We start from the raw sequence: 26,355 nt of genomic DNA on the forward strand, positions 1-26,355 counted from the left end.
CGACCGAAGCACTGCTCCGGTCGCCCTTGTTTCAGTCAGCGATCAGGCCAGGGGCTCGACCGCGCAGTCGGTTCAGGCAGCGCGGGTAGCCGGCCGCTTGCCGCCGAAACGGCGCTTGTTGTTGCCCTTGAACGGCTTGCGGCCCTCCGGACGCTCGCCTTGCGGCTTGGCCGCGAACGGACGATCGCCGGCCGGCTTGTCGCCGAACCGCTTCTTGCCGAAACCGTTGTTGCCGCCCGGCCGCCGGCCATCGCGACGGCCATTGTGGTCGGCGCGATCCTTGGCCGGCTCGAAGCGCTCGTTCTTTTCAGCAGGATTGCGCTGCGGATCGGGGCTGCCGAGATGGTCGGCAACGATCGGCAGCTTGCTGCGGATGATGCGCTCGACCTGGCGCAGCTTGCTGTTCTCGGACGGATCGCAAAGCGTGATGGCAATGCCGTCCATGCCGTTGCGGCCGGTGCGGCCGATGCGGTGGACATAGCTTTCCGCTTCATCAGGCAGGTCGAAGTTCACCACATGGCTGATGCCGGGCACGTCGATGCCGCGCGCCGCGATATCGGTCGCCACCAGAATGCGCACCGAGCCGTCGCGGAAATCGTTGAGCGCCTTCTGGCGGGCGTTCTGCGACTTGTTGCCATGGATGACGGCGGCCTTGAAGCCATCGCGCTCGAGATCCTTGGTCACCCGGTCGGCGCCATGTTTGGTGCGCGAAAAGATGATGACGGACCTCATCGCCTCGTCGGCGAGCATCTTGGACAGCACCTGCCGCTTCTGCTTGGTGCGGGCAAAGACGACGCCCTGCACGATCTCGGCCGCCGCGGTGCTCTGCGGCGAGACCTCGATGCGAACCGGGTTCTTCAACAGGCCCTTGGCCAGCTCGGCGATTTCATCCGGCATGGTGGCCGAAAACAGCGCCGTCTGGCGATCCGGCGCGGTCGCCTTGGCGATGCGCTTGACGTCGTTGATGAAACCCATGTCGAGCATGCGGTCGCCTTCGTCGAGCACCAGCCATTTGGTGTCGGACAAAATGAGGTCGCCCTCGCGCACCAGGTCGGTCAGACGGCCGGGCGTGGCGATCAGGATGTCGACGCCGGGAGCAACCTTCTTCACCTGGCTGAAGCGGGAGACGCCGCCGAGCACCAGCGCGGTCGAAACATGCGCACCCTTGGCGAGGATCTTGATGGTGTCCTCGATCTGCACGGCAAGTTCGCGGGTCGGCGCCAGAATCAGCGCGCGGGTCGTCTTGGCGCGCCGCTTGGTGCCGAGCGCGATGATCTTCGACAGGATCGGCAGCGCGAAGGCCGCCGTCTTGCCCGAGCCGGTCTGGGCGATGCCGAAAATGTCACGGCCTTCCAGCTGTGGCGGGATTGCCTGGACCTGGATCGGCTTCGGATCGGTGAAGCCCGCCGCATGGGTCGCCTTGAGCAGCGCGCCCGAAATTCCAAGTGCTGCGAAACCCGAGAGTTCCCCAGTGTTGCCGGCCGATGTAGTGTTACCGGCAAAAGTGTTTTCGTTGGTCAAAATAGTCTTCTTTCACGCGGCCTTAGCCGCAAACATCGATGCGGCAGGGCGCAACCTGCCGTCGAAAAAATTGATATGAAACGACAAGGCGGGCGGACGTTTTCGTCCACTCGGCTGCGCTGTCGTGCCCGCAGGCATCATGCCACGGGGCTTTTTCGCCGCTTTGTGATGTACCGGAAAGAGGGGCCGATATACCGGAAAGAGGGAAAACAGACGCAACCAGTCTCATTCGTCGAGAAGGCCGGACAGTGCCGGCCCAAGCGCCTATGCCGCTGCATATGGCTGAGTTCGCCCCGGAATGCAAGGGGTGTCATGTTGCAGCGCAGCAAATCGAGGGTGAAAGCGGCGCTTGCGCTCGCTTGCGGGCATCATTACCACAAATGCAGCTTTCCATTTGGGGACCGGCGATGAAGGACGTGCTGAAGGAACTCGAGCGCCGCCGCGAGATCGCCCGCATGGGCGGCGGCAAGGCGCGCATCGATGCCCAGCACAAGAAGGGCAAGCTCACCGCCCGCGAGCGCATTGATGTCTTCCTCGACGAGGGCTCGTTCGAAGAGTTCGACATGTATGTCGAGCATCGCTCGACCGATTTCGGCATGGAGAAGACCAAGATCGCCGGCGACGGCGTCGTCACCGGCTGGGGCACGGTCAACGGCCGCCCGGTCTATCTCTTCGCCAAGGACTTTACCGTCTTCGGCGGCTCGCTGTCGGAGGCCCACGCCGAGAAGGTGGTCAAGGTGCAGGAGATGGCGCTGCGCAACCGCGCGCCGATCATCGGCCTCTACGACGCCGGCGGCGCCCGCATCCAGGAAGGCGTGGCGGCACTTGGCGGCTATGCCGAGATTTTCCAGCGCAACGTGCTGGCCTCCGGCGTCATCCCGCAGATCTCGCTGATCATGGGTCCTTGCGCCGGCGGCGACGTCTATTCGCCGGCCATGACCGACTTCATCTTCATGGTGCGCGACACCTCCTACATGTTCGTCACCGGACCGGACGTGGTGAAGACCGTCACCAACGAGACGGTGACCGCCGAAAGCCTCGGCGGCGCCAGCGTCCACACGACCAAATCCTCGATCGCCGACGGCGCCTATGACAATGATGTCGAGGCGCTGCTGCAGATGCGCCGGCTGGTCGATCTGCTGCCCGCTTCCAACACGGCAGAGCTTCCCGAGATCGAATGCTACCAGTCGGTGACCGACCACGATCTGTCGCTCGACCGGCTGATCCCCGACAACGCCAACAAGCCTTACGACATCAAGGAACTGATCCTCAAAGTCGCCGACGAGGGCGACTTCTTCGAGATCCAGCAGAGCTTTGCCAAAAACATCGTCACCGGCTTCGGCCGCGTCGAGGGCCGCACGGTCGGCTTCGTCGCCAACCAGCCGATGGTGCTGGCGGGCGTGCTCGATTCCGACGCCAGCCGCAAGGCGGCGCGCTTCGTGCGTTTCTGCGACTGCTTTTCGATCCCGATCGTGACCTTCGTCGATGTTCCGGGCTTCCTGCCGGGTACGGCGCAGGAGTATGGCGGGCTGATCAAGCACGGCGCCAAGCTGTTGTTCGCCTATGCCGAAGCGACCGTGCCGAAGATCACCGTCATCACAAGAAAAGCCTATGGCGGCGCCTATGACGTGATGGCCTCGAAGCATCTGCGCGGCGACATGAACTATGCCTGGCCGACGGCGCAGATCGCTGTGATGGGCGCCAGGGGCGCCGTCGAAATCATCTACCGCAAGGATATCGGCGACTCCGAAAAGATCGCAGCCCATACAAAGGCTTACGAGGACCGCTTCCTGTCGCCCTTCGTCGCCGCCGAGCGCGGCTATGTCGACGAGGTGATCATGCCGCACTCGACCCGCCGCCGCATAGCCCGGGCGCTGCGCATGCTGCGCAACAAGGACATGCAGAACCCCTGGAAGAAGCACGACAACATTCCGCTGTGAGGCGCACCGTCGACGCAGCCTTCTTCCCACCGAACAGGTAATCACCCATTGAGTCCTATCCTTGTCTTCTGCTTGCCGGCGATCGGCGATTTCGTTCGCTGCCATTCGGCCATTCAGGTCATCGCCGAACGGTTTCCCGGCCATCCCATCGATGTCATCACCTCGCCGCTTGCAGCACCCCTCGCGCGACTGATGCCTCACGTCAGGAAGGCCTGGGTGCTGGACAAGCGGCACTTGCAGGCTGGCTTCGGCAAGCGCATGCAGTTGGCCCGCCAGCTTCGCGAGCAGAATTATCGCGCATGCTATCTTCTCTCCAGCAGCACCAAGGCGGCCCTGGTGCCCTGGATGGCGGGCATCCCCGAACGTATCGGCTATCCGCGCGAATTGCAGTTCGGCATCGTCAACCGGCTGCCGGTCGGCTGGCTGAAGAGTTTGGTGGCTTTCGGCCCGCGCAAGACAAGGCTGTTCGAGCAGGTCTGCGCCATCGCCATGCTGGGTGAGAAGCCGGCTGACGGAACGCGGTTGCCGCCGCCGCGAATGGCGGTTTCGCCCGAGGAGTTGTCGGCTTGGCGCGTCCGGCACGGGATCGACGCGGCAAGGCCGGCGCTGGCGCTCTACACGTCGGACTTCGCCAACTTCCGTTCATGGCCGCCGGAGCGTTTCGTCTCGGTCGCCAGGGATCACGCCAGGCGCGGCTGGTCGATATGGATTGTCGGCGGCCCGCGCGAACGCGAGGCCGCGGCCCAGATCCGGGCAGCGCTTCCGGAGGCGCTGGATTTCACATCGACCCCTGACATCACCGACGCCATGTGCCAGATCGCTGCCTCGACCGTCTTCCTCGGCGTCGATGGTGGTATCGCGCATGCGGCCGCTGCTTTGGGTGGGCCGTGCGTGCTCATCTTTGGGTCGAACCGCTCCTACGAAACCGGTCCTGTGAACGACCAGGTCCGGTATGTCGAGCCGCCGATTTCGACGCCAAGCTGGATCGAGCATACGCGAGACATCAGCGAGGAAAGAGTGCTTGAGGCCCTGGCGGACGCTGTGGCGCAAGCGCGCCGTCCGCAAGGCGCCTGACCTGGATATCCGGCGCCCTATTCCTCCTCCGCTGCCCCGAACCCGGCGCCCATTGTGGCGCGCGCCGCACTCGCCCATGGCGTTGCATGGTTGTCGATGCGCATCTGGAAGATGAAATAGGTCGGCGAGCAGAAGCCGATGCCTTTCACCTTGCCGACACCAGGCGTGTCTGACGGCAGCGACTGGCACATATAATCCTCGCGGCAAAAGTGATCGGTCGAGCAGGCCGGACGGTTACCGCGATTGACCGCGCCGCCGAGGCACTGGTCGAAATTGTTGGTCGCCACGCAGGTATCGAACTTTTTCCCGCCGACCAGCCCGCAGATCTCGCTGGGCATCGGCTTGCCCGCCTTGAAGGCGGCAAAGGCACGATCCTTGTCGTCGCAGCCGCGATAGGCGATGCCGGCCGGCACCCCGATCTTCGGCGGGCGGCACGTATAGGCGGTGCGTGAAATATCGGTCGCGAAAGCGGCGAACTGCCCGGTGATTTTGTAACGATCGTTGAAAGGCTGCCTCTCATCGCTGGCGATCGAGCCGGTCAGGCATGGATGGCCGGAAAACATGTCCTTGCTGTCCTTGGGCAGCAGGCATTGCGCCAGCTTGGTGCGCACGCCCGATGCCGTGGCCAGCGGCGTGCAGACGGTGCCGCCGCCGCACTGCCAGGTGGCGCCGAAGCGGGCGGCATCCTCCGGCACCAGGCACGGCATCGCCATCTCGGCCGGCGCGTAGTCGACATTGCCTGGATCCGTCCAAGCGGCCGGCGGCGCGAAGGACAGCGGCCGGAACCGGTTCGGCTCCTTCCCGTCGATCGTCGCGCGCAGCCAAGCCTCGCGACGCGGTATCTCGGCATGCAGGTGTGGCGAGATGCCGACCTCGATGCGGTTGAGCGGCGACGTCGTTCTGTCGTCGAGGCCGATGAAATGGAAGCCGGCGGTGGAGCCCGCCTGATGGCAGCCCTGGCAGGCGCCATTGTCCAGCCGCTCGACCAGCGCCTCCGGCGTGCGCACCAGCTTCAGCCCGGAATAATCGAGCCCTGCGAAATCCGTTGGCTGGAACAATGGCGTAAACGGGTGGTTGGCCTGCCTGGCGCTGCCGAAGGTCGACCACGAGATGACCTTCTTGGCCAGGAATTCATCCGGCATTTCGTAGACGCCGAGATCGACCGCCGCGACGTTGTCGCTGATATAGTCGGCCAACCTTTTCTTGAGCGCGGCGTCTTCCGTCAACCGCGCCGTATCCGGCGTGTTTTCCAGCGGCTTCTCGATGATGGCGGCGCCGTCAAAGTCGAATATCCGCATCAGATAGGCAGCCTGGCCGCCGAACTCGGTCTCCTGGCCGGAGGGAAAGCGCACGATCTGCGCGTTGAGCTCGAGCTGCTTGAAGCTGAGGCCAGCCTTTTCCAGCGGCCCTCCAGCAAACCAACCGGCATCGACGCTCTCGTCGAGTTGCGGCGTCCAGCGCCCTGCAACGCCAACGCAGCCGCCATCGGCATCCGGCGCGACACTGTAGACGGCGTTGAAATTAAATGGCAGGCGCGAGGCCAGCACCTTGCCGTTCTTCTTGAAGCTGTAGGCAAGCCGGTAGATGAACCGCACCTCGCCACAGTTGCTCTCGCCCTGCACATCAGCGAAGTCGCGCCGGTCCAACCGGTTGACGACACCGACCAGCCGGAAGCGCGCCGCGGCCGTCTTCAGCCAACGTATGTCCATGATGCGGCCGACATTGCCGTCGGTCACCTCATAGAGCGTCCGCCCGCCGGCCTTCATTTCCGCGCGCAAGGCGGCGACGTCGCCTGCCACCGTGTCGACGATCGCGTGATAGGCCGGCGCCTCGTCATAGAGGGCCTTCAAATCGTCCTCGCCATCGACGGCGAAAACTCCGGCAAAGCCAAAACCCCTGGCATCGAGGGCGGCGAGAATCGCCGGATCGTCGACCATGGTCACCGGACCCTCGGCGCGCGCCACCTGCGCCATCAAGAGCGCCACAAGAAATCCGGCAATCAGCGCGAAGCGGTGGGTCATCCAGCGATTCCCTTGCGGCTGCCGATCAACGCGCGCAGCACCGGCACCATGGCAAGCGGCAGATCCTCGGCGATCAGCCCGGGTCCGAAGCGGCTACCCGCTTCGGCATGGATCCACACCGCCGCACAGGCAGCCTCGAAAGGCTGCATGCCCTGCGCCAGCAGTCCGGCGATGATGCCCGCCAGCACATCGCCAGACCCAGCGGTGGCGAGCCAGGGCGCACCATTGCTGTTGATCGCCGCCCGGCCATTTGGTGCTGCGATGACCGTGTCGGCGCCCTTGTAGACGACGATCGCATTGGCACGTGCGGCAGCCGCGCGCGCCTTGGCCAGCTTGGACAGGCTGTTGTCCCCCGCGATGTCCGGGAACAACCGGCCGAACTCGCCCTCATGCGGCGTCATCACCAGCGCGGGGGCTTTCGCCTGATGCGCCGCTTCGAACAGCGTATCCGGCTCATCACGAAACGAGGTGATGCCGTCGGCATCGAGCACCAGCCCGTCGATCGAGCCGGCGGCACCTTGCCGTCCGGCCCCGGCGGCACTTTGCCGTCCGGCACCCAGCATCGCCAGGGCAAAATCCCGGGTCTTGTCACCAACTCCGAAACCGGGACCGAGGACGAAGGCCGATGGTCGTCGGTCGCCGATGAAATCGTGCACGTCCTCGACCGTATCGGCCTTGCGCAGCATGATCGAGGTGAGATGCGCGGCGTTGACCTGCATGGCGTTCGCCGGCGACAGCACCGTCACCGCCCCTGCCCCGCTTCTGGCAGCGGCAAGCGCCGACAGCCGCGCGGCACCCGTCGCCGACGGCCCGCCGGAAAAGACACCGGCATGGCCGCGTCTGTATTTGTGGGCATCGACCGCGGGCACGGGAAGCGTGTCCAGCCAAAGCGCCGGCACGTTCTCGAAGGCCTGCGTCTTGAGTTGTGCAATGATCTCGGCCCCGATGCCGATGTCGGCAAGCACGATCTCACCGCACCGCTCGCACCCCGGCAGCAGCAGATGGCCGGGCTTCTTGCGCGCGAAGGTAACGGTGGCGTCGGCATGGAACGCCTGCCCCAGTATGTTGCCGCTTTCGCCGGAAACGCCGGAGGGCAGGTCGACGGCGACAACAGGCAGGTTCAGCGCCGTGACGATTTCGATTGCCCGGGCTGCATCGCCCGACAGTGGCTTGGACAGCCCTGCCCCGTAGAGCGCGTCGACCACGACCGCGTTCTTCTCGGCGCCGAATGCCGACAGCGGCCGGGGCGCGACCGGGCATTCGGCGGCGGCTATGGCCGCATCGCTGCCCGCCCTGGGCGGACCGGACGCCCACAACCGGATATCGACGCCGCTGTCATGCAGCACGCCGGCAACGACATAGCCGTCGCCGCCATTGTTGCCGGGACCGCACAGCACGTGCACAGGTGCCGCGGCCGGATAGCGTGCCAGCACAACCGCGGCCACCGCTTCGCCGGCACGGCGCATAAGGCCGAAACCATCCAGCGGGCCGGCGGCGATCGCCAGCCGGTCGGCTTCGCCCATTTCGGCCGGAGACAGAAGTTCGTTGCTCATGGATTGCCGTCCGCATTTCAATCGAGCATTGTCCAGTTTTCAGTCTGACGCAAACGCCGCGAGGCGGATTGCGAGAGCGAAAGCATCGTTGGAGGAACGAAGCGCCGCGCAATCTGCCCGCAAAATATACGGATTGCCTAAATATTGGGCGGACAAGCGCAACCGTAGTGACTAGGCTTTGGGAGTCCATGCCGCATCCAATGCCGCGAATGACGCGGATGTGCATCCCGGTGCGGCATGGTGTTGAAATCGCGTGATACCGCTTCGTTTCAGCCGAAATTGGCACAGTTCGTGCTTGAAGGAGGCGCAAGCGGGGCTCACAACCCGTCTTTTTGGCAGTGGAGGCCATTTTTTACATGAAAAAGATCGAAGCGATCATCAAGCCGTTCAAGCTAGACGAAGTGAAGGAAGCGCTTCAGGAGGCCGGGCTGCAAGGCATCACCGTTACCGAGGCCAAGGGCTTCGGCCGGCAGAAGGGCCATACCGAACTTTACCGGGGCGCGGAATATGTCGTCGATTTCCTGCCCAAGGTGAAGATCGAGGTTGTGCTTGGCGACGACGCGGTCGAAGGCGCGATCGAAGCCATCCGCAAGGCGGCGCAGACGGGCCGTATCGGCGACGGCAAGATCTTCGTCTCCAACATCGAGGAAGTCGTTCGTATCCGCACCGGTGAAACGGGTATGGACGCCGTCTGAGCTTTCTGATTTCAGTTTCCTCGAACCGTCAGCACACAGGGATGAAATGACATGACGACAGCCAAAGACATCATGAAGCAGATCAAGGACAACGACGTGAAATTCGTCGACCTGCGCTTCACCGATCCGAAGGGCAAGCTGCAGCACGTGACGATGGATGTCGTCGAGGTCGAGGAAGACATGTTCGCCGATGGCGTCATGTTCGACGGATCCTCGATCGCCGGCTGGAAGGCGATCAACGAGTCCGACATGGTGCTGATGCCGGATCCCGACACGGTGCATATGGACCCGTTCTTCGCCCAGTCGACCATGGTCATCCTGTGCGACATCCTCGATCCGGTCTCCGGCGAATCCTACAACCGCGACCCGCGCGGCACCGCCAAGAAGGCCGAGGCCTACATGAAGTCGGAGGGCATCGGCGACACCATCTATGTCGGCCCGGAAGCCGAGTTCTTCGTCTTCGACGACGTCAAGTACAAGGCCGATCCGTACAATACCGGATTCCGGCTGGACTCCACCGAACTGCCGTCCAATGACGACACCGACTACGAGACCGGCAACCTCGGCCACCGCCCGCGCATCAAGGGTGGCTACTTCCCTGTGCCGCCGATCGATTCCGCGCAGGACATGCGCTCGGAAATGCTGACCGTGCTCGCCGAAATGGGCGTGCGCGTCGAAAAGCACCACCATGAGGTCGCCGCCGCCCAGCACGAGCTCGGCATCAAGTTCGACACGCTGGTCCGCAACGCCGACAAGATGCTGATCTACAAATATGTCGTGCACCAGGTCGCCAACGCCTATGGCAAGACGGCCACCTTCATGCCGAAGCCGATCTTCGGCGACAACGGCTCGGGCATGCACGTCCACCAGTCGATCTGGAAAGGCGGCAAGCCGACCTTCGCCGGCAACGAATACGCCGGCCTGTCGGAAAGCTGCCTGTTCTACATCGGCGGCATCATCAAGCACGCCAAGGCCATCAACGCCTTCACCAACCCGCTGACCAATTCCTACAAGCGTCTGGTGCCGGGCTATGAAGCGCCTGTGCTGCTCGCCTATTCGGCGCGCAATCGTTCGGCGTCCTGCCGCATTCCGTTCGGCTCGTCGCCGAAGGCCAAGCGCGTCGAGGTCCGCTTCCCCGATCCGGGCGCGAACCCCTACCTCGCCTTCGCCGCCATGCTGATGGCCGGCCTCGACGGTATCAAGAACAAGATCCATCCGGGACAGCCGATGGACAAGGATCTCTACGACCTGCCGCCGAAGGAACTGAAGAAGATCCCGACCGTCTGCGGCTCGCTGCGCGAAGCCCTGCAGAGCCTCGACAAGGACCGCGGCTTCCTGAAAGCCGGCGGCGTCTTCGACGACGACCAGATCGACAGCTACATCGAGCTGAAGATGGCCGAGGTGATGCGCTTCGAAATGACCCCGCATCCGGTCGAATACGACATGTACTATTCGGTCTGAGCGATCGTCTCAGAGGCAAAGAAAACCCCGGCGGAGACGCCGGGGTTTTTGTTTGGGGCACGCCGAAGTCGGAACGCGTCTGGCTTGTATTTCGTTCATGGGAACAGATCCTCGCCAATCTTGATGCACGATTGACCGCGTGAAGAGCGAGCGTTTCAGCAGAGACAAAGAAAAACCCCGGCGGTTTGAACGCCGGGGTTTTGTATGAGCCCGCGCAGACACTGAAGCCTACGTCGTGACGAATGCTCAAGCCGCAGCAGAAACCTCGCCGCTGGCCGGAACCGAGGCGATCGTCTTCAGGATCTGCGAAGCGATCTGGTAGGGGTCGCCCTGCGAGTTCGGACGGCGGTCTTCCAGATAGCCCTTGTAGCCGTTGTTGATGAACGAGTGCGGCACGCGGATCGAGGCGCCGCGGTCAGCGATGCCGTAGCTGAACTTGTTCCACGGCGCGGTCTCGTGCTTGCCGGTCAGACGCTTGTCGTTGTCCGGGCCGTAGACGGCGATGTGATCCATCAGGTTCTTGTCGAAAGCCGCCATCAGCGCTTCGAAATAGGCCTTGCCGCCGACTTCGCGCATATAGGCAGTCGAGAAGTTGGCGTGCATGCCCGAGCCGTTCCAGTCGGTGTCGCCGAGCGGCTTGCAGTGATACTCGATGTCGATGCCGTATTTCTCGGTCAGGCGCTGCATCAAATAGCGCGCCATCCACATCTGGTCGGCAGCCTTCTTGGAGCCTTTGCCGAAGATCTGGAATTCCCACTGGCCCTTGGCCACTTCGGCGTTGATGCCTTCATGGTTGATGCCGGCGGCGAGACACTGGTCGAGATGCTCCTCGACGATCTGGCGCGCGACCGAGCCGACATTCGAATAGCCGACGCCGGTGTAATAAGGGCCCTGCGGCGCCGGATAGCCGCTCTCCGGGAAGCCGAGCGGACGACCGTCCTTGTAGAAGAAATATTCCTGCTCGAAGCCGAACCAGGCGCCCTCGTCGTCGAGGATGGTGGCGCGCTTGTTGGAGCTGTGCGGCGTCACGCCATCGGGCATCATGACTTCGCACATCACCAGCACGCCATTGGTGCGGGCCGGATCCGGGAACACGGCGACCGGCTTCAGCACGCAGTCGGAGCTGTGGCCTTCGGCCTGCTGCGTCGAGGAACCATCGAAGCCCCACAGCGGCAGCTGCTCGAGCGTCGGGAACTCGGCATAGTCCTTGATCTGGGTCTTGCCGCGAAGATTGGGGACCGGGGTGTATCCATCGAGCCAGATATACTCGAGCTTGTATTTGGTCATTCTAGAGCCTCTCGTTGCTTGACCACCGCACACGGTGTCGATGCATGGCCGGATCGAGCCAGCCTGCCGGACCGTTAAAATGCAAATCGTGTGCCATTCGCGCTCCCGCGGGTGCGGCAAAATGGTCGGGGCATTGCGTTGAATTTACAGAGCCGCCTCAGCAATGCGCCCAGATCGGTCAAAAGCATATCATGCATAAATATTAGGCAAATACTGATCTTTTCGCAGGCATATTGCTTAAATGAATCGCAGAACCTATCTTGGCGAAAAGGTGAATCGGCAAGTTCCTAAAGGAAGAAGGGAGCCGGCAATGGAAATCGTCTCTGCACGCCCATCGGCCAAAATCCTGATGTTCCCAATGGCAGCGCGCATGCCTGCCTCAAATTTAGGCGCAAAGGCCAAGTTCGCGGCAGAGCTTGCCTCGCTGCGCAACACGCATGCCGATTTTGACGGCTGGTACCATGAGGCTGCGATCGAGGAAGAGAACCAGCAGCGCAAGAGCTGATCTTTTCCTGCAAACGCTTTCGCATGAAAAAGCCCGGCGTGATCGCTCACGCCGGGCTTTCTTACAGGCGACTGATCGGCCCTACTGCTTGTCGTGCAGGTTGGTGCCGAGCGTATCCCTGACGAAGATCATGCCGATGATCAGCGACATCGCCGCGATCACCACCGGATACCAGAGGCCGTAGTAGATATCGCCTCGGTAGGCGCTGAGCGCGAACACCGTTGCCGGCAGCAACCCGCCGAACCAGCCATTGCCGATGTGATAGGGCAGCGACATGCCGGTGTAGCGGATGCGGGTCGGGAACATCTCGACCAGGATCGCCGCGATCGGTCCGTAGACCATGGTGACGAAGATGACCAGGATGAACAGGATGCCGATCGTCATCGGCCAGTTCACCGCCGCCGGATCGGCGAACATGGCGAAGGCGCCGCCGCCCGGTATGGTGTAGACGGTGACTTCGGGCGCACCCGCTGCCTCGTCAGCGGTCAGGAGCTTGTCCTTGATCGCCTGGTCGGTCGGAACCGACGCCTTTTCGCCGGCGCGGATTGCGGCGGCATCGAGCTTCAGCTCAGGGTTGGCAGCGACAAAGGCATCGAGCTTCTGGTCCGTTACCTTGGCGGCAGCACGCTTCAGCGGATAGCCGCCGTCCTGCAGCGACATGTTGACGGCTTTGATGAAGGCGGTTTCCTTGGCCTTGGCCTGATCGCCGGCGGCGATCGCATCGTAGGACTCCACCGTCTCGTTGCCGATCTTGACCGACGCGGCGGTTCCCGGTGCTGCAGTTGACACCACGTCATAAGGCACCGAGTTCTTGGTCAGGAACGAGGTGGCGATGTCGCAGGACGTCGTGAATTTTGCCGTGCCGACCGGGTTGAACTGGAACCTGCAGTCGCCAGGGGCGGCAGTCACGGTTGCACGCGTGTTCTGCTGCGCGGTGGCGAGCGCCGGGTTGGCCGCCCAGGTCAGCGCCTTGAACAGCGGGAAGGTGCAGACGATGGCGAGTGCAAGACCCGCCATGATGATCGGCTTGCGGCCGATCTTGTCGGACAGCCATCCGAACACGACGAAGAAGATCGAGCCGACCGCCAGCGCGATCGCGATCATGATATTGACCGACTGCGCGTCGACCTTGAGCACGTTGGTCAAGAAGAACAGCGCGTAGAACTGGCCGTTGTACCAGACCACGGCCTGGCCGGCGGTGAGGCCGAGCAGCGCCAGCAGGGCGATCTTGGCATTCTTCCATTGGCCGAAGGCTTCCGTCAGCGGCGCCTTGGAGCCCTTGCCCTCAGCCTTCATGCGCTGGAAGGTCGGCGACTCAGACAATGAAAGCCGGATCCAGATCGAGATGCCGAGCAGCAGGAAGGATACGAGGAACGGAATACGCCAGCCCCAGGCAGCATAGTTTTCCTTGCTCAATGAACCCTGCACGATCAGAATCACGACCAGCGACAGGAACAGGCCCAGTGTCGCCGTCGTCTGTATCCACGACGTGTAGTAGCCGCGGCGGTTGTCCGGCGCGTGCTCGGCGACATAGGTGGCCGCACCGCCATACTCGCCGCCCAGCGCCAGGCCCTGCAGCATACGCAGGATGATCAGGATCACGGGAGCCGCGATGCCCAAAGTTGCATATCCAGGCAGCAAGCCGACCAGGAAGGTCGACAGACCCATGATCGTCATGGTGACAAGGAAAGTATATTTGCGGCCGACAAGGTCACCGATGCGGCCGAAGAGCAGCGCGCCGAACGGGCGCACCAGGAAACCGGCGGCGAAAGCAAGCAGCGCGAAGATGTTGCGCGTCGCTTCCGGAATGGTTGGACTGAAGAAAGTCGAACCAATGAACACTGCCAGCGAGCCGTAGAGATAAAAATCGTACCATTCGAAAACGGTGCCGAGCGAGGAAGCGAAGATGACCTTCTTTTCCTCTCGCGTCATGCCGCGGCTGGTTTCGCCGGCGGTCGATGCCATTGCCATTGATATGTCCTCCCGTGAGATCCCGTCTGTCTTCGACGCTGCGGGTGATTGGTCGGCGTTCTCCTCGAAAACGCGGACTCAGTGCAGCCATCGACGCAAAAAATGACAGAAAGCACCTCCCAGAGGCAGACCAACCTTGGGATTATGACTTTGGTCTAATGTGCAGTGCAAAAAGAAATCGGGAAACGATCGTCAGCCCTTGAGCGCATCGAGAAGACCGACCGCCGCCATCATGTCACGCTTGCGGGCCGACCGGCGCGCGACAGCTTCGGCATCCTGCCCCCAATGCTCGATCTGCCAGTCCTCGTCGACATGACCGGCAGCCCAGGCCGCCTCGCCGTCGAGCTCGCCGAAATCGACCGCCAGCGCCAGCAGCGCCGAACCCGTCAGCGACGTCATGACATGGATGGCCGCCAGTCGCAGCGGTTCTTTGCGCTGGGCAAGGTGGACGCCCAGCACCGCAATGGTCTCGCGCGGCTGCTCGACGTGGATGATGCCTTCGGCAAGGTTGAAGCGAGCGCCAAGCGCGGTGCGCGCCCAGTCGATGACCGGATCCCAGAGCGCGTTCTGGCGATCGACCAGCCCTTGCGGCGCGTCGGCGCGGTAGCAGAGCAGATCGGACGAGGCAAAGCGCAGAATATCCTCCAGCACCGCCTGCGGGTCGCTGGCGACGCCGTCGATGGCCGTGTTGACGAGACGCATCACCGGCATCGAAACCGGGTCGATGGTCTCGCCCTGTGCGTCGAACTCGCCGGCGACCAGCGCCGCCGCCTTCTCGGTCGGCAGCACCAGCTGCGCCTTGCCGGGCGTGCGCACCGGTTTGCCGTCGAGGTGCACGGCAAAGCCGTCCTCGACCGGCGCGACCGAGACCGCCTTGTAGAAACGCTTCGGCAGCGGCGTCTTCATCTGGATCTGGGCGCGGCGCACCGGGTCCGGATCGGACAGCTGCTTTCCCGCTTCGAGGTCGTTGAGGATATCGCGCATGCCAGAACTTTCTATCCGGGGATTTGCTTGCGCACCGGCCGGTTGACGATGATCAGTCCGGCCGCGATCAGGCCGAGTGCCAGAAAGATACGCACGGTCAGCGGCTCGCTCAAGATCACCGCGCCGCACAGCACGCCGAACACCGGCGACAGGAAGGTGAAGCTCGACAGGCCGGATGCCGGGTAGCGCCTGAGCAGCCAGAACCACAGCACATAGGTGAAGGCGACGACGTAGACAGCCTGGAACAGCAGCGCCAATGTCGGCAAGGCGGCAAAGTCGCGGATCGAGGGTCCGGCGAAAGGCAGGACCAGGACACCGACGACGACGGCACCGGCCAATTGATAGAGCAGCAACTTCTCGGCGCTGGTCTCGGCCAGTTTCGAGCGCTTGATGACGATGCTGGTCAGGGCCCAGAGGATGCCGGCGGCGAGGCTGAGCAGATCACCTGTCAATGTCGAGCCACCGGTTGCACTCATCTTGTCGGAGAACACGGCGGCCAGTCCGCCAAACGCCAGCACAAGGCCGACAAGCTTGCGCCCCGTGACGCGCTCGTCGAGCAGGAAGTGCCCGCCGATCAGCACCCAGAACGGCATGGTGTTGACCAGAAGCGTGTTGCGGGCAACGGTGGTGTGTTCGAGCCCGACATAGAGGCACAGGAACTCGACGCCAAACAGAGAGCCCACCAAGGCCCCCGAGACAAGGGTTTTGTCTGGCGTAAACAGCGCAATACCGCGCCAGCGGCACCAGCCGAATACGCAGAGGCCGCCGATGATCGAGCGTGCGATCGACAGGAAAACCGGATCGTAGCCGGCATAGGAGATCTTGGCGGCGACGTAGTTGAGCCCCCAGGAAAACGTCAGCCCGACCATGATGGCCGCCGCCGCCAGGTCGACCGCGTCGCGACGATCCAATGCGGGCGCAACGGCCAATCTCAGTCCTCCGCGCTGGCGTCGTCGAAGCCGATCAGGTTCCAGCTCTGGCGCATATGCGGCGGCATCGGCGCGGTCACATCGATGACGCCCTTGTCCGGGTGCGGGATGACGATGCGGCGCGCATGCAGATGCAGGCGGTTTTGAATGCCGCCCGGAAAGTCCCAATTGGTATCGGCCTCGAAATATTTGGGGTCGCCAATGATCGGACAGCCGATATGGGCGGCATGAACGCGAAGCTGGTGGGTACGGCCCGTATAAGGCTCCATTTCCAGCCAGGTCATGGTCTGTGCCGCCTGCTCGATGACGCGATAATAGGACACGGCGTGATCGGCGCCCTTTTCGCCATGCGCGGCCACGCGCACGCGGTCGCCGTCCGGCGTCGGCTCCTTGATCAGCCATGTCGAGATCTTGTCCTCGCGCTTCGGCGGGACGCCCTTGACCAGGGCCCAGTATGTCTTCTTGGTCTCGCGCGCCCGGAACGCCTCGGAGAGCTTCATCGCCGCGAGCCTGGTGCGGGCAACGACTAGCACGCCTGACGTGTCGCGGTCGAGCCGGTGCACCAGGCGCGGCTTCTCGCCCTTCTGGTTGCGCCAGGCCTCCAGCATGTCGTCGACATTGCGGGTGACACCCGAGCCACCCTGAACGGCCAGACCCGCCGGCTTGTTGAAGACGAAGACCTTTGGATCCTCGTGGATCAGCATCTTGGCGAGCACGTCGGCGTCGCCCTGGTTGCGGATCGAGTGGCCGGTGAGCGGGCTCTCGCCCTTCTTGTCGACTTCGAGCGGCGGCACGCGGACCATCTGGCCCGGCTCGACACGGGTGTCGGCCTTCACCCGGCCGCCATCGACGCGGACCTGGCCGGAGCGCAACAGCTTCTGCAGATGGCCGAAACCGAGACCCGGGAAATGGGTCTTGAACCAGCGATCGAGCCGCATGCCAGCCTCGCCGGCCTCCACTGTGATCTGCTCTACGCCTGCCATTTTCGCCTATCCGTGTTTCTCGCGCATGACCCCGAAAATCGATTCCGATTTTCGGAAAGGATCGTGCGCAAGATCAAGGTTTTTACAGTCCTTTGCGCGTCCAACAGGATGCGCGGCGCTGTAGGCCGCGGCAATAGCACTATGAAACGGTTCTTGCGAGCCAAAGACCCAGAAACAGGGCAAAGATCGCGCCAATGACGCTGACAAGCGCGTATCCGAAAGCCGGCAGCGCCTCGCCCCGCCCCCACAGCGTCGCGAAATCGAGCGAAAAAGCCGAAAACGTGGTGAAGCCGCCCAGGATGCCGGTGGCAATGAAGAGCCGAAGCTCGTTCGATCCGCCGCGCCGCGCCATGATGGCAATGAAAACGCCCATGCCAAATGAGCCGACGACGTTGATCGCCATCGTGCCCCAGGGAAAATTCGGGCCGGCAATGCGCAATGCGGCGAAATTCACCAAATGGCGGATACCGGACCCAATGGCGCCGCCCACGGCAACGAGGAGGAGATCAATCATCGCCGGTCTACCGTCCTTGATCGCTATTTCAGTTCGCGCCGACCTTCTTCGGCTTGCTGGAGCCGATCATCTTCCAGTTCTTGTAGAACATGGAATTGACCCGCTCGACACTGACCGAGACGATGGCAAGCAGCGCCGAAATCAGGCGCGGAAACGGCGACGGACGGATGATGTCCATGAACACGCAGTAGCGGCGCCCGTCATATTCGTTGACCGAACGGTGCAGCAACGTGTCGTCGAAAATGTACAGCGGATTGTCGTGCCAATAGTTCTTGACGTTGTTGCACTCGACGAAAACCTCGGCCTTCACCGGGAGAAGGTTGTAGAGGATGCGCAGGCTGAGGCGCAGCGGCCCGAAATGCCAGGAGGTCGATTCCTTGCCCCTGAAAACCGATACGGCGATCGTCTTGATGTATTTGAAATCCTTGTTGAATTCGGCAACGTTGTCGATCTTGTGCTTGCCGTACCACTGGTAGACATACATGCCCCGGCGGCCGGTGCCGAAATTGGCGTCGATATCGGCGATGATCTCATCCTTGCGCGCCTTGAAGACGTCGAGAACCTCGTTGACCTCGCGCTGATAGTCCGGCGGAAACTGCTCCAGCTTCCAGACGCCCGGGTTCCTGTAGCAAAGCAGGTCGACCAGCAGATTGAAGGGCGACAGCAGCCAGGTGAAGATTCCGTTGCCGAGGAAATAGCCGCGAAACAGCGACAGGTTCTTGTTGGCGTTGCGCAGCACGTCGATCAGGCCGCAGACGATCCAGATCGTGGTCAGGATCGGAATGAAGTAGAAACCGATTGCAAGCAGCGGCACCGCTATGACCAGCTGGCGGAGGGATTTGCGAAGGGATTTTGTCATTTCTTGCTCGCGCCAGGCGCGATTCCTGTTCCGAGTGACTGTCGCCAAGCATCTTGACAGCGACCACCCCCGAGGTCGTGCGCCTTGATAAGGTCTTTTGTTCCCCGGCACAATGCCATCGCATATTGTCCGTATGGCCGACGGCTGCTGCCAGCAAAAAATATTTGGAGTTTGCCGCACCACTTCAGATCAATGGACGGCAGCGCGCGCCAAGCCTACCTTTCCCGTTCGCCGCGCAGCTTCGCCCAATACTCCAGCCGCTTGCGGATATCGCGCTCGAAGCCGCGCTCGGGCGGGTCGTAGAAGGTTCGCCGGCCCATCTTTTCCGGAAAGTAATCCTGGCCTGAAAAGGCGTCGGGCTCGTCATGGTCGTAGCGATAGCCGGCGCCGTAATCCTCTTCCTTCATCAATTTGGTCGGCGCGTTGAGGATGTGTTTCGGCGGCAGCAGCGATCCGTATTCCTTCGCCGCCTGCGTCGCCGCCTTGAACGCGATGTAGACAGCATTCGATTTCGGTGCAGTGGCGAGATAGACCGTGGCCTCGGCGAAAGCGAGTTCGCCCTCGGGCGAGCCCAGATAGTCGTAGGCATCCTTGGCGGCGTTGGCGACGACCAGCGCCTGCGGGTCGGCCAGCCCGATATCCTCCATCGCCATGCGCACCAGCCGGCGCCCGAGATAGAGCGGATCCTCGCCGGCGTCGAACATGCGGGCGAGGTAGTAGAGCGCCGCATCCGGGTCGGACCCCCGCACCGATTTGTGCAGCGCCGAGATCAGATTGTAGTGGCCGTCCTGGCCCTTGTCGTAGATCGGCGCGCGGCGCTGGACGATGCGCTGCAGGCCCTCCGGAGTGAACACCTCGCCGGCCTTGGCTGCCCGCCAGACTTCCTCCGCCAGCGTCAGCGACGCACGACCGTCGCCGTCGCTCATGCGGATGAGCATCGCCCTCGCCTCGTCTTCGAGCGGCAGCGCCCTGCCCTCGGTCTCCTCGGCCCGCGCCAGGAGTTTCGCGATGCTCTCCTCGCCCAGCGAATGGAACACCAGCACGCGTGCACGGGAAAGCAGCGCCGCATTCAACTCGAAGGACGGGTTCTCGGTGGTGGCGCCGACCAGCACCACCGTGCCGTCTTCCATCACCGGAAGGAAACTGTCCTGCTGGGCGCGGTTGAAGCGGTGGATCTCGTCGACGAACAAGAGAGTTTGACGGCCATTGGAGCGGCGCAGCTTTGCTGCCTCGAACACCTTCTTCAGGTCGGCGACACCGGAAAACACCGCCGATATCTGCTCGAAGGCGAGACTGGTTTCGCCGGCGAGCAATCGCGCGACCGTGGTCTTGCCGGTGCCTGGCGGACCCCAGAAAATCATCGAGCCGAGCGAGCCGGAACCGATCAGCCTGGTCAGTGCGCCGTCCGGTCCGGTCAGATGCTCCTGGCCGACGACCTCGCCCAGGTTTCTCGGCCGCAGCCGGTCGGCCAGCGGCCGGCCTGGCGGCGCCCTTTCTGGTTCATCGACGCTGAACAGATCGGCCATGCTGGTCTTTTGGTTGGAGCCGTATCTCTTCGGAAAGACCGGCTCAGTAACGCAACACCTGGCGCAGTATCTGCCCGCCGCGCTCGACGGTAAAGCGCCACCAGCGCGTATCCTGCTGGGCTATCTGTGCCAGCGTCGCTGCCGTATCGATGGAAGTGCCATTCACTTCACGCACAATGTCGCCCGGCTGGAAGCCGAAATCGGCGGCGGGCGAATCGCGATTGATATCGACCACGGCGATGCCTTTGACGTCCGTGCGCAGGCCAAGCCGCTGGGCAAGCCGGGGCGACAGCTCAGCGACCTTGGCGCCGGAAAAAGGACTGCGGCCGTGCAGTATCACCTCGGAGGACTTGGCGCCCTCCGGCGCCCGCTCCAGCGCGATGTCCATCGTCGCCTGCTGGCCCTTGCTCAGCACGGCGAAGCTGGCCTTGGTGCCGATCGACAGCGTCGCCATCCGGTAGTCCAGCGCCTCGATGCTTTCGACAGTCGTGCCGTTGAGCGACAGCACGACATCGCCGGGCTTGAGGCCCGCCTTGCCGGCAGGTCCGGCTGCATCGACCGACGAGACCAGCGCGCCGGTCGGCTTCTCCATGGCGAGCGATTCAGCGATCTGCGGCGTCACCGCCTCGAACTCAGCGCCGATATAGGGCCGCTCGAAGAAGTCGAGCCCGGCCTTGGCTGCATCGGCAAAGGCGCGCACCATGTTAGATGGGATGGCAAAGCCGATGCCGATCGAGCCGCCGCTGCGGCTGTAGATCGCCGTGTTGATGCCGACCAGCTGGCCGCCCATGTTGATCAGCGCGCCGCCGGAATTGCCAGGGTTGATGGCGGCATCGGTCTGGATGAAGTAGCCCGAATCCGAAACGCCGATATGGCTGCGGGCAAGTGCCGAAACGATGCCGCTGGTGGTGGTCTGGCCGACGCCGAACGGATTGCCGATGGCCAGCAACAGGTCGCCCACCTCGAGCGCGTCGGAATCGCCGATGGCAATTACCGGAAACGGCTTGTCGGAAGAAATCTTGAGCACGGCGAGATCGAGCGTCTCGTCCTTGAGCATGACCTTGCTGGTGAACTCGCGTCCGTCCGCGGTGGCCACTTTGACTTCGTCGGCGCCCTTGATGACGTGGAAATTGGTGACGATGACACCACTCGGATCGACCAGCACACCGGAGCCCAGCGAGGACTGCGCGCGAGGCTGCGCCCGCCCGAAGAACTCCTCGAAGAACGGGTCGCCATCGAAAGGCGACGTCACCTTGGCCGTCTGCGAGGCATAGACATTGACCACGGCCGGCGCCGTCTGCTTGACCAGCGGCGCGAAGGAAAGCTGCACTTCCTCGCGGCCGAACGGCACACGCTTGTCTGGGCCGGAGGTCGCGTTCTCGCCCTCGACGCCATGCAGCAGATCGGTCAGCACGTCGGACAGGCCGGGGTCGGCGGTCTTGGGGGCGTCTTCGGCCAACGCCTGCCTGGCAGCCGGCACGAAGGCCAGCGCCATCAGCGCCGAGATAAGAACAAGGGACAGCCGTTTCACGCGCATTCCGAATCCTCCAATCGGGCGCCATTGTCCCGACGATTGTGCAAAATGAAAGGCTAATGCACTGAAATCTGATTATTGTCGCGCAAAAGCATGGGCCTGGCCGAGGAAATCGACTGAAACGCCGAGGCCGCTTTCAGGATGCAAAAAAGGGGCCTGCAGGCCCCTTTTGAAATCTCAGGATACCAAGCCTCAAGCGGCTGCGGCTTCCTCGTCGGTGCCTTCGGCTTCGATGCGAGCGCGGTCTCCGGCGCCCTTGGCCGAGGTGTCGCGATCGACGAACTCGATGACGGCCATTGCGGCATTGTCGCCGTGGCGGAAGCCCGCCTTCATGATGCGCAGATAGCCGCCGTTGCGGGTGGCGTAGCGCGGCGCGATCGTCTCGAACAGGCGCTTGACGACGCCCTCATTGCCGATCTGGGCGATCACCTGGCGGCGCGCATGCAGGTCGCCACGCTTGCCGAGCGTCACCAGCTTCTCGACGATCGGACGCAAATCCTTCGCCTTCGGCAGGGTGGTGACGATCTGCTCGTGCTCGAGCAGCGAGACGGCGAGGTTGGCGAACATCGACTTGCGGTGGCTTACGCTGCGGGCGAAGCGACGGCCTTTGAAACCGTGGCGCATGGCTCTTTTCCTTCTTCAGTTGTTCAAGAGGCCACGGCCTCTGATGGTTTTCCGCATGACCGTCGGATCGAGCGGCTCACGCCGCCGATCCTTGGAATTCATGCTCAATATTGGTCTTCGTAACGCTTGGCGAGGTCTTCGATGTTTTCCGGCGGCCAGTCCGGCACTTCCATGCCGAGGTGCAGGCCCATCGCCGCCAAGACTTCCTTGATCTCGTTCAGCGACTTGCGGCCGAAGTTCGGAGTGCGCAGCATCTCGGCTTCGGTCTTCTGGATCAGGTCGCCGATATAGACGATGTTGTCGTTCTTCAGGCAGTTGGCCGAACGCACCGAAAGCTCGAGCTCGTCGACCTTCTTGAGCAGCGCCGGGTTGAAGGCGAGCTCGGTGACGGCCTCGGCCGCGACTTCCTTCTGCGGCTCGTCGAAATTGACGAACAGGCCAAGCTGGTCCTGCAGGATGCGTGCGGCGAAAGCCACCGCGTCCTCGCCCGAGATCGAACCGTCGGTCTCGATCGTCATGGTCAGCTTGTCATAGTCGAGGACCTGGCCCTCGCGGGTGTTCTCGACCTTGTAGGACACCTTCTTGACCGGCGAATACAGGCTGTCGACCGGGATCAGGCCGATCGGCGCGTCCTCGGCACGATTGCGCTCGGCCGGCACATAGCCCTTGCCGGTGTCGACGGTGAATTCCATGCGGATTTCAGCGCCTTCGTCCAGCGTGCAGATGACGTGGTCGGGATTGAGGATCTCGACGTCGCCAACCGTCTGGATGTCGCCGGCCAGAACCGCGCCCGGGCCCTGCTTGCGCACGACCATGCGCTTGGGGCCGTCGCCTTCCATGCGGATGGCGATTTCCTTGATGTTCAAGACGATATCGGTCACGTCTTCACGCACGCCGGCGATGGACGAGAATTCATGCAGAACGCCGTCGATCTGCACGGCGGTCACAGCCGCACCGCGCAGCGAAGACAAAAGCACGCGGCGCAGGGCGTTGCCGAGCGTCAGGCCAAAGCCGCGCTCCAGCGGTTCGGCGACCAGCGTGGTCAGCGTCTTCTTCTTCGACGAGAACTCGATCTTGTTCGGCTTGATCAGTTCCTGCCAATTTTTCTGGATCATGATGCTTTCCTTCCGTTGCCCCGCCACCATCCAATCGTGGCGGGCGACCTGGAATGCCGCGGAGGAACGCTTCTGGCGTTCGCGCGGCGTTCGGTAATCTTAGACGCGGCGCTTCTTGCGCGGGCGGCAGCCATTGTGCGGGATCGGCGTCACATCACGGATCGAGGTGATGGTGAAGCCGGCCGCCTGCAGGGCGCGCAACGCCGATTCACGACCGGAGCCGGGTCCGCAGACCTCGACTTCGAGCATACGCATGCCGTGTTCCTGGGCCTTCTTGGCGACGTCCTCGGCAGCCATCTGGGCAGCGAACGGGGTCGACTTGCGCGAACCCTTGAAGCCCTGGGCACCGGCCGACGACCAGGCGATCGAATTGCCCTGCGCGTCGGTGATGGTGATCATCGTGTTGTTGAAGGTCGAATTGACGTGGGCGACGCCCGACGAGATGTTCTTGCGTTCGCGACGGCGAACACGAGCGGCTTCCTTGGCCATGATGGTCCTTTCAGTTGATCTCTACACCGCCGTAATGCCAGCGGCTCCACCTTTGAGAGCGAGTAGTGAGTAGGGAATAGCGAATAGGGATCCCTACTCGCTAATGGCTACTCGCTATTCGCTCACTTACTTCTTCTTGCCGGCGATCGACTTGGCCGGGCCCTTGCGGGTGCGCGCATTGGTATGCGTGCGCTGGCCGCGGACCGGCAGCGAGCGGCGGTGACGCAGGCCGCGGTAGCAGCCGAGGTCCATGAGCCGCTTGATGTTCATCGAGACTTCGCGGCGCAGGTCGCCCTCGACCTGGTAGTCGCGGTCGATCGTCTCGCGGATCTGCAACACTTCCGCGTCGGTCAGCTGGTTGACGCGGCGCTCGGCCGGGATGCCGACCTTGTCGACGATCTCCTGGGCGAACTTCTTGCCAATGCCGTGAATGTACTGAAGCGCGATGACGACGCGCTTGTTGGTCGGAATGTTGACGCCGGCTATACGAGCCATCTTCTTCTCTTCTCCATATGGGCCGGATGAACCGGCGCTTCAGTTGCCCCGCGTCCGGTGGAGGCCGGCCCATGCGGGAGTTTCCAGTTCAAAGCGGCTGCCTTGCCCTTGCGGACAAGCAAAGCCTATGCCTGATGGAAGACGGGCCGCCATACCCCAGCGAACCGCTCCAGTCAAGCGCAATCGTCTACTTTCTCTATGCCGCCGCCTGGGTGACCGACCGGAGCACCGCTTCGATCTCTCTCGTCACCGTATCGATGTCGGCCATGCCGTCGACGCTCTTCAGCCTGCCCTTGGCATAATAGTAGCCGATCAGCGGCGACGTCTTCTTGTAGTATTCCTTCAGGCGCTCCTCGAACACCGTCGGATTGTCGTCCTTGCGCACCGGCTGTCCGGCCGCCTGGGCCTCTTCGGCGCGTCTGACGATTCGGCCGACCAATGCCTTGTCGTCGACGACAAGTTCGACGACCGCGTCGAGATGGAGGCCGCGGTCCGCAAGCATCGATTCAACCGCATCCGCCTGCACCAAGGTGCGCGGGTAACCGTCGAGGATGAAGCCCTTCGCACAATCGGGTTGATCGATACGCTCGGCCACGATGGCATTGACGATAGCGTCGGAGACCAGCTCGCCGGCGTCCATCACCGCCTTGGCGCGTTTGCCGACTTCCGTGCCGGCCTGAACGGCAGCCCGCAGCATATCCCCCGTCGATAGCTGGGGTATGCCGTGCTTTTCCACCAGTCTCTGTGCTTGCGTCCCCTTGCCCGCTCCTGGCGGCCCAAGCAATATCAACCTCATCTGGCCTTCTTCCCCCCGCGCAGCTTCGACTTCTTGATCAGGCCTTCATATTGATGCGCGATCAGGTGGCCCTGAATCTGCGCCACCGTATCGAGCGTGACACTGACCACGATCAGAAGCGATGTGCCACCAAGGTAGAATGGTACGCCAGTCGCTGAAATCAGGAATTCGGGCAGCAGACACACCAGCACCAGGTAGATGGCGCCGACGACGGTGATGCGCGTGAGAACATAGTCAATGTAGTCGGCGGTGCGCTCGCCCGGACGGTAACCCGGGATGAAGCCCGAATGCTTCTTGAGCTGGTCGGCGGTGTCCTTCGGGTTGAAGACGATCGCCGTGTAGAAGAAGGCGAAGAACGCGATCATCGCCGCATAGAACGCCATATAGAGCGGCTGGCCATGGCCGAGCGCCGCCAGGATGGTGCTTGCCCAGGCAGGCATGTTGGTGGTCTGCGAGAAGCCAGCGATCGTTGCCGGCAGCAGCAGCAGCGAGGAGGCGAAGATCGGCGGGATGACGCCCGACGTGTTGAGCTTCAACGGCAGATGCGAAGTGTCGCCCTGGAACATGCGGTTGCCGACCTGACGCTTCGGATACTGGATCAGCAGGCGGCGCTGGGCGCGCTCGAAAAACACGATAAGCGCAATGACAACGATCGCCAGCACGATGATCGCCAGGATGAGGCCGGTCGACAGTGCGCCGGTGCGGCCAAGTTCGAGCGTGCCGGAAATGGCGTGCGGCAGGCCGGCGACGATGCCGGAGAAGATGATCAGCGAAATGCCGTTGCCGATGCCGCGCGCGGTGATCTGTTCGCCGAGCCACATCAGGAACATGGTGCCGCCGACCAGCGTGACGACGGTCGAGATGCGGAAGAACATGCCGGGATCGTTGACGATGCCATTGCCGCCTTCCAGGCCGACCGAAATGCCATAGGCCTGCACCAGCGCCAAGAGCACGGTGCCGTAGCGCGTATACTGGTTGATGATCTTGCGGCCCTGCTCGCCTTCCTTCTTCAACGCCTCCAGCGACGGAATGACCGAGGTCATCAGCTGCATGATGATGGAGGCGGAGATGTAGGGCATGATGCCCAGCGCAAAGATCGCCATGCGCTGCACGGCGCCGCCGGCGAACATGTTGAACATGCCGAGCACGCCCTTGCTCTGCGAGGTGAAGGCCTGGGCGAAAGCGTCGGGATTGATGCCGGGAAGCGGGATGTAGGTACCGAGACGGTAGACGAGCAGCGCGCCGATGGTGAACCAGATGCGTTTCTTCAGGTCCTCCGCCTTGGCGAAGGCCGAAAAATTCAGATTCGAGGCTAGTTGTTCAGCAGCCGAAGCCATGCCTGATTCTCCGCTTGGTCACGCTCGATGGCCTGCCGCTCAGGCGGTGCGTGTCACCGAAGCTCACGAGATAAGCTCCGGACCTTGAACATGCAAGCGGCCGCGTTGACGCGGCCGCCTTATTGATCGGATCAAAGCGCGT

Annotated in this window: 23 protein-coding genes; 5 read left to right on the forward strand and 18 right to left on the reverse strand. The window is 62.8% G+C overall.

All coding sequences use genetic code 11. The annotated features are described in order from the left end of the window. Positions 1-72: 72 nt before the first annotated feature. On the reverse strand, positions 73-1,521 hold the full coding sequence (locus tag A6B35_RS19655) for a DEAD/DEAH box helicase (protein ID WP_006205425.1): 1,449 nt from the start codon (positions 1,519-1,521) through the stop codon (positions 73-75). A gap of 407 nt (positions 1,522-1,928) precedes the next feature. Between A6B35_RS19655 and A6B35_RS19660 the strand changes: the two genes are divergently transcribed. After that, entirely contained in the window at positions 1,929-3,461 is a 1,533-nt protein-coding gene (locus tag A6B35_RS19660) for an acyl-CoA carboxylase subunit beta (protein ID WP_006205426.1), read from the forward strand. Between the two features lie 48 nt (positions 3,462-3,509). Continuing rightward, a complete protein-coding gene (waaF, locus tag A6B35_RS19665; RefSeq protein ID WP_006205427.1) occupies positions 3,510-4,535 on the forward strand; it encodes a lipopolysaccharide heptosyltransferase II in 1,026 nt (341 codons plus the stop codon). A 17-nt stretch (positions 4,536-4,552) separates the two neighbouring features. Here waaF and A6B35_RS19670 read toward each other — a convergent pair whose 3' ends face one another. After that, on the reverse strand, positions 4,553-6,556 hold the full coding sequence (locus A6B35_RS19670) for a hypothetical protein (protein WP_006205428.1): 2,004 nt from the start codon (positions 6,554-6,556) through the stop codon (positions 4,553-4,555). Continuing rightward, complete coding sequence (locus A6B35_RS19675; RefSeq protein WP_006205429.1) at positions 6,553-8,109, reverse strand: bifunctional ADP-dependent NAD(P)H-hydrate dehydratase/NAD(P)H-hydrate epimerase; 1,557 nt, start codon at positions 8,107-8,109, stop codon at positions 6,553-6,555. Before A6B35_RS19675 ends, A6B35_RS19670 begins: the two co-directional genes overlap by 4 nt. Positions 8,110-8,465: 356 nt before the next feature. Between A6B35_RS19675 and A6B35_RS19680 the strand changes: the two genes are divergently transcribed. Both A6B35_RS19680 and glnA read left to right on the forward strand, forming a co-directional pair. After that, a complete protein-coding gene (locus tag A6B35_RS19680) occupies positions 8,466-8,804 on the forward strand; it encodes a P-II family nitrogen regulator (RefSeq protein WP_006205430.1) in 339 nt (112 codons plus the stop codon). 51 nt (positions 8,805-8,855) lie between these two features. Next, on the forward strand, positions 8,856-10,265 hold the full coding sequence (gene glnA, locus A6B35_RS19685) for a type I glutamate--ammonia ligase (protein WP_006205431.1): 1,410 nt from the start codon (positions 8,856-8,858) through the stop codon (positions 10,263-10,265). A gap of 246 nt (positions 10,266-10,511) precedes the next feature. Here the strand turns inward: glnA and A6B35_RS19690 are convergent, their stop codons facing one another. After that, the gene (locus A6B35_RS19690; RefSeq protein ID WP_006205432.1) at positions 10,512-11,552 is read right to left on the reverse strand and encodes a glutamine synthetase beta-grasp domain-containing protein; all 1,041 of its coding nucleotides are present in this window, start codon (positions 11,550-11,552) and stop codon (positions 10,512-10,514) included. 310 nt (positions 11,553-11,862) lie between these two features. Between A6B35_RS19690 and A6B35_RS19695 the strand changes: the two genes are divergently transcribed. Then, positions 11,863-12,057, forward strand: a complete 195-nt coding sequence (locus A6B35_RS19695; RefSeq protein ID WP_006205433.1) for a DUF2735 domain-containing protein — start codon at positions 11,863-11,865, stop codon at positions 12,055-12,057. Between the two features lie 81 nt (positions 12,058-12,138). On the opposite strand, the gene A6B35_RS19700 is transcribed toward A6B35_RS19695, so the two are convergent. From A6B35_RS19700 to secY, 14 genes are all read right to left on the reverse strand, one after another. Continuing rightward, positions 12,139-14,028, reverse strand: a complete 1,890-nt coding sequence (locus tag A6B35_RS19700) for an MFS transporter (protein ID WP_006205434.1) — start codon at positions 14,026-14,028, stop codon at positions 12,139-12,141. 192 nt (positions 14,029-14,220) lie between these two features. Further along, a complete protein-coding gene (locus tag A6B35_RS19705; RefSeq protein ID WP_006205435.1) occupies positions 14,221-15,012 on the reverse strand; it encodes an ATP12 family chaperone protein in 792 nt (263 codons plus the stop codon). Between the two features lie 11 nt (positions 15,013-15,023). After that, positions 15,024-15,881 (reverse strand): DMT family transporter, encoded by an 858-nt coding sequence (locus A6B35_RS19710; protein ID WP_244426057.1) that lies wholly within the window; start codon positions 15,879-15,881, stop codon positions 15,024-15,026. 62 nt (positions 15,882-15,943) lie between these two features. Beyond that, positions 15,944-16,924 carry an RluA family pseudouridine synthase gene (locus tag A6B35_RS19715; protein ID WP_006205437.1) on the reverse strand — a complete coding sequence of 327 codons (981 nt, stop codon included), beginning with the start codon at positions 16,922-16,924 and terminating at the stop codon, positions 15,944-15,946. Positions 16,925-17,063: 139 nt separating this feature from the next. After that, positions 17,064-17,438, reverse strand: coding sequence for a fluoride efflux transporter CrcB (crcB, locus tag A6B35_RS19720; protein ID WP_006205438.1), 375 nt, complete (start codon positions 17,436-17,438; stop codon positions 17,064-17,066). 28 nt (positions 17,439-17,466) lie between these two features. Then, positions 17,467-18,297, reverse strand: coding sequence for an aspartyl/asparaginyl beta-hydroxylase domain-containing protein (locus A6B35_RS19725; protein WP_006205439.1), 831 nt, complete (start codon positions 18,295-18,297; stop codon positions 17,467-17,469). A gap of 215 nt (positions 18,298-18,512) precedes the next feature. Further along, the gene (locus tag A6B35_RS19730; RefSeq protein WP_006205440.1) at positions 18,513-19,823 is read right to left on the reverse strand and encodes a replication-associated recombination protein A; all 1,311 of its coding nucleotides are present in this window, start codon (positions 19,821-19,823) and stop codon (positions 18,513-18,515) included. 43 nt (positions 19,824-19,866) lie between these two features. Next, positions 19,867-21,360 carry a DegQ family serine endoprotease gene (locus tag A6B35_RS19735; protein WP_006205441.1) on the reverse strand — a complete coding sequence of 498 codons (1,494 nt, stop codon included), beginning with the start codon at positions 21,358-21,360 and terminating at the stop codon, positions 19,867-19,869. Positions 21,361-21,549: 189 nt separating this feature from the next. Then, positions 21,550-21,981, reverse strand: coding sequence for a 50S ribosomal protein L17 (gene rplQ, locus A6B35_RS19740; protein WP_006205442.1), 432 nt, complete (start codon positions 21,979-21,981; stop codon positions 21,550-21,552). 104 nt (positions 21,982-22,085) lie between these two features. Further along, complete coding sequence (locus A6B35_RS19745; protein WP_006205443.1) at positions 22,086-23,096, reverse strand: DNA-directed RNA polymerase subunit alpha; 1,011 nt, start codon at positions 23,094-23,096, stop codon at positions 22,086-22,088. A 99-nt stretch (positions 23,097-23,195) separates the two neighbouring features. Continuing rightward, positions 23,196-23,585, reverse strand: a complete 390-nt coding sequence (gene rpsK, locus A6B35_RS19750; protein WP_006205444.1) for a 30S ribosomal protein S11 — start codon at positions 23,583-23,585, stop codon at positions 23,196-23,198. Between the two features lie 126 nt (positions 23,586-23,711). Further along, on the reverse strand, positions 23,712-24,080 hold the full coding sequence (rpsM, locus tag A6B35_RS19755; protein WP_006205445.1) for a 30S ribosomal protein S13: 369 nt from the start codon (positions 24,078-24,080) through the stop codon (positions 23,712-23,714). Positions 24,081-24,276: 196 nt separating this feature from the next. Further along, complete coding sequence (locus tag A6B35_RS19760) at positions 24,277-24,876, reverse strand: adenylate kinase (protein ID WP_040583771.1); 600 nt, start codon at positions 24,874-24,876, stop codon at positions 24,277-24,279. Continuing rightward, positions 24,873-26,213, reverse strand: coding sequence for a preprotein translocase subunit SecY (gene secY / locus A6B35_RS19765; protein WP_006205447.1), 1,341 nt, complete (start codon positions 26,211-26,213; stop codon positions 24,873-24,875). Before secY ends, A6B35_RS19760 begins: the two co-directional genes overlap by 4 nt. Between the last annotated feature and the right edge of the window lie 142 nt (positions 26,214-26,355).

The sequence above is a fragment of the Mesorhizobium amorphae CCNWGS0123 genome (assembly GCF_001686985.1).
Classification (GTDB): Bacteria; Pseudomonadota; Alphaproteobacteria; order Rhizobiales; family Rhizobiaceae; genus Mesorhizobium; species Mesorhizobium amorphae.